Below are 11,594 nucleotides of genomic sequence, written 5' to 3' on the forward strand. Positions count from 1 at the left end.
GGCCGTGTGCGCGTGTCCGTGCCACGTGGGACGGCTCCGGGTTGATAATGGAGGGCATGCCTCGTCCCTCGCAGCCGCTGCTCAGCCACGAAGGGGTGGTCACGGCCGCTGTCAAGATCATCGACACCGAGGGCCTCGACGCCCTCAGCCTGCCGCGGCTGGCGAGGGAGCTCAACGTCCGGGCCCCCTCGATCTACTACCACTTCGCGAACAAGGAAGAGATCCTCGAAGCGGTGGCGCGGGCGATCGTGCTGGAGACGCCGCGACCGCGCGATCGGTCGCCGGAGAACTGGATCGAGTACTTCGTCACGCAGAGCCTGAACTTCCGCCGCACCATCCTCAACCACGCCAAGGCGGCCCCGATACTGCTGCGCTACCCGCCCCGTGACGTGCTGGCCAGGGTGTACGACCGCTCGGCCGCGTTCCTCATCGAGGTCGGCGTGCCCGACGAGCTGCACGTGCTGATCCTCGACGGCCTCGACAAGCTCACCCTCGGTGCGGCGCTCACCGAGGCGATGAAGAAACCGCGGGACCGCAGCAAGATCTTCCCCCACGCCGATCCCGAAGAGGAACCGAATCTCGCCCGCGCGCTGAAGGCCAACACGCGCAGTCCGGAAGAACTCTGGGCCGAGTCGGTCCGCACCTTCCTGCGCGGGGTGACCGAGGACCACGGCACCCGCAAGCGCCGGCGCTGACCACTCAGCCGCGCCGGGTCAGGGCGGGCACCACGAAACGCTCGACCATCCGCCGGACCCAGGCGAAGGCCTCCGGTGAGTCCTCGACCTGGCTGATGAACATGATCTCCAGGTGCGCGATCCACTCGCACAGTTCGACGACGTCCACCTCCGGCGCGATCTCACCCGCCTGCTGTGCCTCCCGCAGCACCGGTTCCCACAGCTCGCGCGTGAGCTCGTTGGCCAGGCCGGTGCCTTCCAGCAGCTTCGTCGCGAGCGCCATCTGCTCCGGCGAGACGAGCAGGCGCATCAGCGGATCGTGCTTACCGCGGCGGACGTTGCGCACGATCCCGTCGGCGATGCGGGCCTCGATCGTGGGACGGCGCTTGAGGTAGGCCCGCGCCGTTTTCATGTTCACCCGCGCGCGCCGCCGCACCAGCGCCGTGAGCAGGCTCTCGCGGTCGGCGAAGTAGCGGTAGAGCGTGGCGCGCGAAATACCCGCCGCACGCGCGACGTCCTCCATCGTGGTCTTCGCGATGCCGTAGTGCTCGAAACACTCGTCAGCGGCGGTCAGGACCTTCTCCACCAGGCCGGGCGCGTCGGTTACGGCGTTGCGGTCACTCACGGCGCTCAGCGTACGTCAGCGCGCGTGTTCACCGGTTCTGGTACACGGGTGGCCGTTTCTCCGGCAACGCCGCGTTGTGGAAGCTCGTGGCTTCCAGTCGAGTGCGGCCTGAAGCAGCTTGTCGTCATCGACCACAGTGGACACCAGCCCGATGCGCTCGGCCTCCTGCGCGGTGACCGAACCGGAGAGCCCGGCCGCGCGCAACGCCGACGCCAGCCGCCCGGCGCGGTCGTCCAGCTCCGCCCAGGAAACGGCCCGATCGCCGTGCATCAGCGCGGTGTCCCCGGGCCGAACCCTGGCCAGCGCCTCGAAAACCGTCGCGAAGTTCCACGTCATCGTTGCCTCCTCAGCCCAAAGTCCTCGGCCCACGCCGGGCGGCCTCGTTGGCCAGCGACTTGCACAGCCCGCTCAGCCCGGCTCTCGCGGCGGCGTACGCACTGGTGGTCGGCAGGTGCCTGCGCCCCTACCGAGGCGCCGAGGCACACCCGGCGCGCCCAGCGCTCGCGAACGTTTGCGACCATCGCCGCGACCTCCTCCGCGTCGGCCGCGATCGCGCCCGCCGCGGTGGGTCACAGTGCCGTCTCGGACCCGAACACCGTCGCGCTGACCAGTGGCGCCATCGGCCCGCCGAGCAGCAGCGAGACCCCGGCGCCCTCGACCTGGTTCGGGGACGTGCCCCGGATCTGCCGCACCGCCTCCACCGCGAGCCCGATCCCGTGCACGAAACCCTCGGCGATGTTGCCGCCGGAGGTGTTGACGGACAGCCCCCCGCCGGGCGCCCGCAGGTTGTCCGCCGTCATGAACTCGCCCGCCGCGGCCCCTGGCGGGCACAGGCCCACGTCGATCAGGGAGGCGACCGCGGGTCCGGTGAAGTTCTCATACACCTGCACCACGTCGACCTCGCCCGCCTTGATCCCGGCGGTGTTCCACATCCGTGACACCAGCGCCGGGTGGAAACCCGCGCTGGTGTAGGCCTCGTCGTTCTCCAGCTGCTCGCTCCAGTCCGGACCGGCGCCCTGCACCCCGGAAAGCACGTACGCGGGCGGCTGCGCGAACTCCTTGGCCCGTTCCGCCGGCACCACGAGCAACGCACTCGCGCCGTCGTTCTCCCGGGAGCAGTCGAAGAGCCGCAACGGCTCGGCGATCCAGCGCGAATCCGCGTACACCCCGGGATCCAGCGGCTTTCCGTAGGCGGCCGCGTCGGGGTTCTGTTGCGCGTGCAGGTAGGAGACCTCGGTCAGCGCCTCCATCGCGGACCGCGGCACGCCGCCGGCCTCCAGCAACCGCTGCGTGCGCAACGCGCAGATCTGCGCCGGGGTCACGATGCCGTGTGCGGTCAGCAGCGGCGGGAAATGGCCCTTGCCATAGCTCTGCCGCCCGTCGTCGGCTTCGGTGATGCCGCGGTACACGGCCACACATTCGGCCTGTCCGGTCGCGACCGCGGCCGCCGCCGCGTTGACCGCCGCGGCGACACCGCCGCCTCCCCCGCCCCAGACCATGGTCGACCAGCGGACCTCACGCACGCCCAGTGAGGCACCCACCACGAGGCCCTCGTTCATGTCGTTGGCGTAGGACACGAAACCGTCGATGCCGCGCGGGTCCGCGCCCGCGTCGTCGCACGCGGCGAGGATCGCCTTGAGGATCAGCGTCAGCGCGGAATCCTCACTGGTGCCTCGTTTGTGGTAGCGCGGGCTGCCGATGCCGACGACGGCGGCCGCGCCACGAAAGCCTTGTCCTGCGGTCATGTCACGCCTCCCGGCTCAGTCGCCAGCGCAGCACCGGCCAGCCCCCGTCGGGCGCGGCCTCGAATTCGGCACGGACCGGCTCCCCGATCCGCGGCTCCACCCCGTCCGCGTCGAGCAGGACGCCCAGCAAGCGCTTGCCACCCGCCTGCGGCAGTTCGGCCAGCACCGTGACGAACGGCAGATGACCGGAGAACTCGGGCGCGAACGGCTGCCAGGTGCGGGTCCACGAGAAGACCGTCCCGGTGGGTTCGACCGCTGTCCACGACACCGTGAAACCGTGGCAGCGTGGGCAGATCGGGCGCCACGGCCAGATCCAGTTCGCACAGTCGTCGCACCGCGGTACGCGCAGTTCGCCCTCGCGCAGCCCTTCCCAGTGCGGGGTGTCGTTGCCGTCCTCGGCGGGCCCGGTGCTGTCCATCCTCGGTGGCGTCGCCGGCAGGTTCCGGACCTGCGTGACCCGCCAGCCTTCCGGCAGCCGGATCCAGCGCGAGCGCAGCACGGTTTCCGAACCGTCGGCCGCGGTGTAGCGGATGTGGGCGGCGAACAACCCGCCCTCGTCGGGCCGCAGGTCGAGCAGTTCGGACTTGACCAGATCGGGCGGCAGGGACGCCGACGCGATCAGCTGCGCGATGCGATCGGGCCGGAAGTCCGCCAGCACCGCCTTGTTGTCGCCGGCGGCCACGATGCGGCCGTGCCGCTCGGCGACCTCGACGAGATCCGCCGGAACTCCTGGGAACACGCTTCCCTCCACGGTGGTCATCGGCCGCTCCAGCGCGGCGCCCGCTTCTCCGCGAACGCGCGCGGTCCTTCCCGCGCGTCGTCCGAGCGCATGACGGTGCGCGCGGCCTGCTCGTTCAGCCGCCAGATCTCCTCGCCCCAGTCCGAGCCCGCCTCGCGGCTTTCGTGCATGACGCGTTTGGTCTCGCGGACCGACACGGGAGCGTTGGCGGCGATCGTCTCGGCGAGTTCGAGGGCCGTCTCCAGCGCTTTTCCTTGTGGCGCCGTGCGATTGACAAGGCCGAGTTCGGCCGCCCTGGCCGCCGTGATCGGCTGGCCGGTCAGGCCGATCTCGAGCGCGATCTTCATCGGGATCAGGCGCGGCAGCCGCAGCACGCCACCGGCGGCCGCGAGCAGGCCCCGGCGGACCTCCGGCAGCCCCAGTTCGGCCGTCTCGTCCACCACCGCGAGGTCGCACGCCAGCACGATCTCGGTGCCGCCGCCGAGGGCGAACCCGTTGACCGCGGCGATGGTCGGCGTGGCGATCCAGTGCCGCACGATCCCCGCGAACCCCCATTCGGGATGCTCCGGCGGATCGATCGGGCGGCGGCGCGCGACCTCCTTCAGGTCGGCGCCCGCACAGAAAGCGCGGCCCGCACCGGTGATCACCACGGCGCGCACGCCGGGATCGGCGTCGGCCGCCGCGAGCGCGGTGCCCGCGGCGGTGGCCAGTTCGGCGTTGACGGCGTTGAGCGCCGCCGGACGGTTCAACGTCACGATGCCGACATGGCCGCGACGCTCGTACAAGGCCGCGGGTTCTGACGTCGTTGTCACTGCCATTCCTTACTGGGCCAGGAGTTTCTGGACCTCGCGGTGGAACACCTGGTTGCCGGTCTCGTTGCGGCCGTAGAGCATCTCGCCCGCGTCCTCGCTGAACATGGCGACCTGCGAGCTGCGCAGGAGCGGGAAATCCTCCTGGTGCAGCACGTCCAGCAGGATCTGCCAGTTCTTCTCCCAGCGCCGCGTCCACTTCTCCTCGTCGAACGGAGTGGCCTCCAGCGGTGGCACCATGACGCGCATCTCCATCCAGCAGCGTCCCGGGTCGCGCGGGTGCGGGCGGAAGGTGAGCAGTTCGAAGTGGTCGTCCGGCAGCCGCAGCAGCGTGCTGTTCGGCAGCAGGAAATGGCTTTCGGTCACATGCCGGGCCAGGCTTTCCTCGCCGGGGTCCTCGTCGATCCAGCGGTCGATCGTCTTGCGCGGCGCGAGCCAGCGCGCGTGCCTGCCGAAGTCCTCGAAGGCGTAGACGTTGGTGTGGATGATCTTGCCCGCGGTGTTCGGGTGCGCGTACTGGATGTGGTATCCGTCCACGAAGGCGTCCTGCATGACCTTCCAGTTGACCGGCTCGTCGAACCCCTCCCAGCGGAACGACACGAGCTTGTCGAGCTGGTAGCCGGCCATGATCCGGTCCACCTCGGGGCCGAGCCAGGACGCCACGTCGATCTCGGCGCCCGCGCGGTCGACCAGCCAGATGAACCCGTGCCGCTCCTGCACGGGCAGCTCGATCAGCCCGAACCTGCCGTGATCGAATTCGCCGACCGTGTTCTCCCGGGTGATCGTGCGCAGCGTGCCGTCGGTGTCGTAGGACCAGCGGTGGTACCCGCACGAGAACAGCCGGCACTTGCCCTCGGGCTGTTCTTCCAGCAGCGCGCCACGGTGCCGGCACTGGTTGACGAACGCCTTCACCCCGCCGTCGCGCTGCCGGACGATGATCACGTTGTTGCGCGGCATGCGAATCGTGCGGAAGTCGTTGGGCGTGGGGATTTCCGATCCGTGCGCCACGATCGAGGGCACGCGGCCGAAGATCAGGTCGCACTCACGCTTGGCGACGGCGGGATCGGTGAACTCCTCCGGCCCGAACTCGACCATGCCGTCGAACTGGTCGGTCGTCCCATCCCGCAGGTGGGTCAGCAGGCGACGGATACGGCTCTCGCGCTCGACGTCGTATTCGGACACGACACCTCCCATCCTAGAATTCTTATCTTATGTCGTTAGTTTTATGTCAGCAAGAGCGTTGCAGCGGGATACGGAAACACAGATCCGTCTGGTCGTGATGAAATCCGAGCAGGCGGCAGGTGCGGACCAGATCGTCGCCGACCGCGTTCACGAGCATCTCGACCTCGCGCGCGCCGGCACCGGTGAGGCGGTCCACCGCATGGCTGAGCAACGCCGCGCGCGCCGCGTGCTCGTCCGCGCCGGGCGCGAGCCCGAGCGTGCGGATCGTGCCCGGTTCCGGCCCTTCGCGACCGGGACCGCTCAGCGCGACGAATCCCGCGACGGTCCCGTCGCGGTCCTTCGCGACGAGCAGTTCGCCGTCCGGATCGACGGGCGCGAGCCAGGCCCTGCCGGCCCGGACCAGTTCCTCGCGCTGCACGCCGGACTCGACCGGCGCCACCGTGACGTCGTGCGCCGTCTCCGGCAGCCGGTCGCGTGCCTTGCCGGGGCGCACGATGCGCCACACGCTGCGCACGACGTCCGCGTCGAATCGCCGGGCCATCCGCTCGGCCGCCGGATGCGAGCCACGCGCCCAGACCCGCAGGGACCTCGCCCCGGTTCCCGCCCAGCCGTCGCCGTCATTCACCGCGAAACCCAGCTCTTCCAGCAGCAGCGTTCCCACCCCCAGCGAACGGAATTCGGGATGCACCACGAACTCCAGCACCCCGTCGCCGTCCGGCCCGGCGCACACCCGCAGGAACGCCACCGCGCGCCGGCGCCCGGGCGTCACCGAGCCCACGTCCGGCGTCATCCACGCGACCAGTTCGCGTGTCCGGACCGCGTCCGCGGGACCGGGATCGAGCTGCGGGGGTTGCGCGGAGAATCCCTGCTCCGCGTCGAAGTCGGCCGCGACCTCGAGCAGCTCCACGACTTCGGCTCGGGCACTCCAGGAATCCGCCCACTCGTAAGTGATCATCGAACCCCCTCCGGCCATCCCGTTCCGTCCTCACCGACGGCGACCGGCGCACCGGCCATCTCGTCGGAGACCAGCGTCGCCAGGGTCTCGGGTTCCCGGTTCACGGCGAGCGTCCTGGCCCCCTCCGGCGTGCGGACCGCCAGGAACGCGGTCTCCGGCGCGCCACCACGGTCGTGCACCACTGTCCACGACTCCAGCGAACCGGTGCCCTGCCAGGAATCCAGCGCGGGCGTCGTCGGTTCGCGGTCCACCTCGGACTGCACGTTCTCCGACCGGAACCCCTCCGGCGGCGGCTCGGTGCCGTACACGCCCAGCGCGTGCTTGGTGAGGTAGCCGCCGTTGGCCGTGATCAGCCCCTTTCCGCCGCATTCGCGCAGCGCCGTGATCATGGTGGCGATGGAGTGCGTGACGTAGTTGTTCCACGGGCCGCCCGCGAAGGTCAGTCCGCCCGTGATGGTCAGCGGCCGCGCGGGATCGTCCACCGGCAGCCCCAGTTCCGCCGCCGCGACCTGCACCGCGGCGGGGAAACACGAGTAGATGTCGACCGGCCCGAGATCGCCGGCACCGGCTCCGGCCAGGCTCAGGGCGCGCTGTCCGGCGATCCTGATCGCTGGTGAGCCGTGCAGTGCCTGCCGCTCGGCGATCGCGTACGTGTCGTGTGCCTCGGCCGAGGACCACGGGAACACCCAGTTCTCCCGCGGCACCCCCGCGCGCACCGCCGCGGCCACCGAGCACAGGAGCACGGCCGCGCCCTGCTCGACCATGTTGTTGGAGTTCATCAGCTTCGGATACGGCCAGGAGATCCACCGGTTGGCCGGTGACGGCGTGGTGATCTCTTCGGCGCTGCAGGCCCGCGTCGTCCACGCGTGCGGGTTGCGCGCGGCCACCTCGCTGAACCGCGACCACAGCTCGCCGCAGTGCTTGAGATGCTGGTCGATGCCGCGTCCCGCGGCGATGCGCAGCGACTGCTCGAACAGCGGGTACACCGACGACGGCCGGTCGAGACCGATGCGCAGCTCGCCGTCGCCCAGCAGCGGCTCGGCCGCTCCGAGCACCGGCGCCTTGGTGACCGACTCGTCCTGCACCGTCCAGTCGGGCCGCTTGCCCTCGGCGCGCAGCCGCATCCGCGTCCGCCACGCCTCGGCCCCGCCGATCAGCACCACATCGGCGCGGCCTTCGGCGATGTCGGCGGCCGCGCCGCTGACCAGCGCCTGCGGGCTGTTGCCGCCGTCGCCGGTGTAGGCGGTGTGGCGGGGGCTCGCGCCCAGTTCGGCCGCGACCAGCCTGCCGGGATCGCGATAGCGCCAGGACAGCATCCGGACGAGGCGGATCGAGTCGAGGGCGCGGAGCAGGCCGCGGCCGCCGGAGTCCAGCTCGGCTGCGCGTGCGGCTTCCGCGATCAGCGCCACCGGTTCGCGTTCCGGCTCGCCGTCCCTGCGGTTGAGCTGGCCGCCGCCGACCAGGACGGGGGTACGCGGGTCCAGCGACATCGATGGGTCCTCCCACTCGTCAGTTATCTAATGCCTTTAGATATATCACAGATCGAGCCGCAATCGGGGGGTCTTGCTGCGGGAAACACACACGAGCATGCAGTCGTTGCACGCCCGTTCCTCCTCGGTCAGCACGTCGTCGCGGTGATCCGGGATCCCGTCGAGCACCCCCGTCTCGCAGGTGCCGGCCGTCTCGGGCAGCGCGCCGAGTTCCGTGTCGAGGCCGATCAGCCCGGCCTCGTCCTGCGGCCACAAGCGCACCCGGTCGCCGTAGGTGGCCACCAGCTCCTCGCGGAACGCCATCGACGACCGTGACCGCTCGCCGTAGACCAGGCGTCACCACTTCCCCGACGCGGCCGCGTGCCGCAGCATCGGCAGGATCGGTGTGATGCCGATCCCGCCGGCGACGAACAGGTACTGCTCGGCCGCCACCAGCGGAAAGTGGTTCCGCGGCCCCCGCACGGTGACGATGTCGTCAGCACCAGATGCGCGACGCCCTCGGCGACCACCTGCTCCTTCGCGACCTTCAGCTCGAGCCGGTATTCGTTCGACTTCACGATGACTCTCTCCGCCGACCGCCAGGTAACAGCCATTCTAGACTAATGATAGTAGATTTATATGGCGAAGGAGATTCCGGTGACACGAGACACGAAACACTGGTTGTCTCGCCATCCCGGTCGTACCGTGGATAGGGTCGCGTGTGTTGTCGACGAGGAACCGAACAGGGGGAGCCCCGCCATGTCCGTCACGCCGGAACATCTCACGATCGAGGGCCGGGGTGTCGCACTCGCGGCGGACCGCTGGCAGGCGCCCGCGCACGAGCCACGACGGGGCAGCGTGCTCCTGCTGCACGGCGGCGGGCAGACCCGGCATTCGTGGCAGCAGACGGGTGCGCGGCTCGCCACCCACGGCTGGACGTCGATCTCCGTCGACGCCCGCGGCCACGGGGACAGCGGCTGGGCGGCCGACGGCGACTACAGCCAGGACGCCATGATCGCCGACCTGCGCGCGGTCGCGGCCACGCTCGACGAGCCGCCCATTCTCGTCGGAGCGTCGATGGGCGGCATGACGTCGCTGCTGGCCCAGGGCGAAGACCCCGGCTTCGCCCTGGGGCTCGTGCTGGTGGACGTGACGCCCCGCATCGAACCCGAGGGCAGCGCCGAGATCACCGCGTTCATGCGCTCCGGGATGGGCGGATTCGACTCGCTGGAGGAGGCGGCGGACGCCGTCATGGCCTACAACCCGCACCGCAAGCGCCCGCCGCGTCCGGAAGGGCTGCGCAAGAACCTCCGCGAACGGGACGGCCGCTGGTACTGGCATTGGGATCCGCGGTTCCTCGGCCAGCGCGGCGAGGGCAAGTCGGCCGAGGAGACGGCTCGCGATCTCACCGGCCGCGCCGTCGACGCGGCCCGCGCGATCCGGGTACCCGCTCTGCTCGTCCGCGGAAGCGAATCGCGCATCGTGAGCCCCGAGGGCGCCCGCGAACTGCTCACCCTGATCCCCCACGCGCGTGTCATCGATGTGCAGGGCGCAGGCCACATGGTCGCCGGCGACGACAACGACGTGTTCGCCCAGGGCCTGCTCGGCTTCCTCGACGAGTGCGTCTCGGTCTGACAAAGCCCGCGGGCGAGGTCGGCGAGGTCGCGCTGACCCCTTTACCGTCTAATGCCATAAGGTTATGCTGCATCGAATAGCTTAGCGATCGTTAAGTAGGAGATTTCGGGTGGATACCCAGCGAGTCACGCTGTTCGTCGACGGCCGGTGGACCGAGTCCTCGTCCGGCGAGACCATCGAGGTGATCGAGGCCGCGACGGAACAGGCCCTCGGTGCCGCCAGCGCCGGGAACGCGCAGGACATCGACCGCGCCGTGTCGGCCGCGCGGCGTGCCCTGGACGGACCGTGGGGCAAGGCGGCGGCCGAGGAACGCGCGGCGGTCGTCGCGAGGTTCGCCGAGGCGCTCAAGGCCCGCGGCAAGGACACCGCCGCGCTGGTCAGCCGCGAGAACGGGATGCCGATCTCGCTGTCGCGGGCCGTCAACGGGTTCGCCCCCTCGGCGATCATCGGCTACTACGCGGGCCTCGCGGCGAAGACCGCGCGCGAAGAGATCAGGCCCGGTATGGGGGGCGAGACGCTGGTCCGGCGGGAACCGATCGGCGTGGTCGGCGCCATCGTGCCGTGGAACTACCCGCAGGCGCTCGCCGCGATGAAGATCGGGCCGGCGCTGGCCGCGGGGTGCACGGTGGTACTGAAGTCCTCACCTGAAGCGGCGCTCGACGCGGCCGTCTTCGCCGACGCGGCCACCGCGGCGGACCTGCCACCGGGCGTGCTGAACATCGTGCCGGGCGGGCGCGAGACCGGGCAGGCGCTCGTGGACCATCCTGGCGTCGACAAGATCGCCTTCACCGGTTCGACGGCGGCCGGGCGGGCGATCGCAGCCCGCTGCGGCGAGCTGCTCCGGCCCGTCACGCTGGAGCTGGGCGGGAAATCGGCCGCGATCGTCCTTCCCGACGCCGATCTCGGTGCGTTCGCGCGCGGGCTACCGGAGGTCTCGTTCGTCAACAACGGCCAGACGTGCCACGCGTGCACCCGGGTGCTCGCCCCCGCGTCCCGCTACGGCGAGGTCGTGGAGGCCGTCACGGAGGTCGCTCGCGCGCTCACCATCGGAGATCCGCTCGACAAGCAGACCGCCATCGGCCCGCTCGTCAGCCGGGCGCAGCGCGACCGGGTGCTGGGCTACATCGAGGCGGGCAAGAGCGGCGGTGCACGGCTGACCACCGGCGGCGGTGTCCCGGTGGGGCGGGACCGGGGCTGGTTCGTCGAGCCGGCCGTGTTCGCCGACGTCGACAACTCTTCCGTGATCGCCCGTGAGGAGATCTTCGGGCCGGTGCTGTCGGTGATCCCCCACGAGGGGATCGACGACGCGATCCGGATCGCCAACGACAGCGACTACGGGCTCGGCGGCACCGTGTGGACCACCGACGAGGAGCAGGGCCGCGAGATCGCGCGCCAGGTGCACAGCGGTACCGTCGGCGTCAACACCTACGGTATCGAGGTCAACGCCCCGTTCGGCGGAGTGAAGGCGAGCGGTCTCGGACGCGAGATGGGACCCGAGGGGCTCGCGCCGTACTTCTCCCTGAAATCCATCTACACCACCGCGAAATAGACCTCGATGATGAGGAGTTCCGTGACGGCCTCCGTCGTATCCGCCGTGCGCTGGTAGCGCGGATACGACGGAGGCTGTCCGCGGTGGCTCAGCGCGGGCTCATGCGGATGGCGCCGTCGAGGCGGATGGTCTCGCCGTTGAGCATCGGGTTCTCCACGATGTGCCGGGCCAGCGCCGCGTACTCGCTCGGGTCACCCAGCCGGGACGGATGC

Annotated in this window: 12 protein-coding genes and 1 pseudogene; 3 read left to right on the forward strand and 10 right to left on the reverse strand. The window is 70.4% G+C overall.

What is annotated here, in order from left to right; translation table 11 throughout:
• The first annotated feature begins 56 nt into the window (after window positions 1–56).
• Window positions 57–695, forward strand: a complete 639-nt coding sequence (locus tag HFP15_RS28170; RefSeq protein WP_168519784.1) for a TetR family transcriptional regulator — start codon at window positions 57–59, stop codon at window positions 693–695.
• A gap of 4 nt (window positions 696–699) precedes the next feature.
• On the opposite strand, the gene HFP15_RS28175 is transcribed toward HFP15_RS28170, so the two are convergent.
• The 9 genes from HFP15_RS28175 to HFP15_RS44190 form a co-directional block, all read right to left on the reverse strand.
• A complete protein-coding gene (locus HFP15_RS28175) occupies window positions 700–1,299 on the reverse strand; it encodes a TetR/AcrR family transcriptional regulator (RefSeq protein WP_168519785.1) in 600 nt (199 codons plus the stop codon).
• A gap of 15 nt (window positions 1,300–1,314) precedes the next feature.
• Window positions 1,315–1,635, reverse strand: a complete 321-nt coding sequence (locus tag HFP15_RS42285) for a hypothetical protein (protein WP_210717972.1) — start codon at window positions 1,633–1,635, stop codon at window positions 1,315–1,317.
• Window positions 1,636–1,868: 233 nt separating this feature from the next.
• Window positions 1,869–3,044, reverse strand: a complete 1,176-nt coding sequence (locus HFP15_RS28185) for a thiolase C-terminal domain-containing protein (protein WP_168519786.1) — start codon at window positions 3,042–3,044, stop codon at window positions 1,869–1,871.
• A gap of 1 nt (window position 3,045) precedes the next feature.
• Window positions 3,046–3,804 carry a Zn-ribbon domain-containing OB-fold protein gene (locus tag HFP15_RS28190; RefSeq protein WP_168519787.1) on the reverse strand — a complete coding sequence of 253 codons (759 nt, stop codon included), beginning with the start codon at window positions 3,802–3,804 and terminating at the stop codon, window positions 3,046–3,048.
• A complete protein-coding gene (locus tag HFP15_RS28195; protein ID WP_168519788.1) occupies window positions 3,801–4,601 on the reverse strand; it encodes a crotonase/enoyl-CoA hydratase family protein in 801 nt (266 codons plus the stop codon). Before HFP15_RS28195 ends, HFP15_RS28190 begins: the two co-directional genes overlap by 4 nt.
• Before the next feature lie 3 nt (window positions 4,602–4,604).
• On the reverse strand, window positions 4,605–5,774 hold the full coding sequence (locus HFP15_RS28200; protein WP_312871783.1) for an aromatic ring-hydroxylating oxygenase subunit alpha: 1,170 nt from the start codon (window positions 5,772–5,774) through the stop codon (window positions 4,605–4,607).
• A 46-nt stretch (window positions 5,775–5,820) separates the two neighbouring features.
• Window positions 5,821–6,729, reverse strand: a complete 909-nt coding sequence (locus HFP15_RS28205; RefSeq protein WP_168519790.1) for a GNAT family N-acetyltransferase — start codon at window positions 6,727–6,729, stop codon at window positions 5,821–5,823.
• Entirely contained in the window at window positions 6,726–8,219 is a 1,494-nt protein-coding gene (locus HFP15_RS28210; RefSeq protein ID WP_168519791.1) for an acetyl-CoA acetyltransferase, read from the reverse strand. Before HFP15_RS28210 ends, HFP15_RS28205 begins: the two co-directional genes overlap by 4 nt.
• A 45-nt stretch (window positions 8,220–8,264) precedes the next feature.
• Entirely contained in the window at window positions 8,265–8,522 is a 258-nt protein-coding gene (locus HFP15_RS44190; RefSeq protein WP_168519792.1) for a hypothetical protein, read from the reverse strand.
• 435 nt (window positions 8,523–8,957) lie between these two features.
• Here HFP15_RS44190 and HFP15_RS28220 point away from each other — a divergent pair, with 435 nt between their 5' ends.
• Together HFP15_RS28220 and HFP15_RS28225 are read left to right on the forward strand one after the other, a co-directional pair.
• Window positions 8,958–9,833, forward strand: coding sequence for an alpha/beta fold hydrolase (locus HFP15_RS28220; RefSeq protein ID WP_168519793.1), 876 nt, complete (start codon window positions 8,958–8,960; stop codon window positions 9,831–9,833).
• A gap of 109 nt (window positions 9,834–9,942) precedes the next feature.
• On the forward strand, window positions 9,943–11,382 hold the full coding sequence (locus HFP15_RS28225) for an aldehyde dehydrogenase (protein ID WP_168519794.1): 1,440 nt from the start codon (window positions 9,943–9,945) through the stop codon (window positions 11,380–11,382).
• A gap of 88 nt (window positions 11,383–11,470) precedes the next feature.
• Here the strand turns inward: HFP15_RS28225 and HFP15_RS43010 are convergent.
• Window positions 11,471–11,594 (reverse strand): annotated as a pseudogene (locus HFP15_RS43010) (3-hydroxyacyl-CoA dehydrogenase); the annotation flags it as partial.

The organism is Amycolatopsis acididurans, assembly GCF_012328925.1.
In the GTDB taxonomy this organism is placed as follows: domain Bacteria; phylum Actinomycetota; class Actinomycetes; order Mycobacteriales; family Pseudonocardiaceae; genus Amycolatopsis_E; species Amycolatopsis_E acididurans.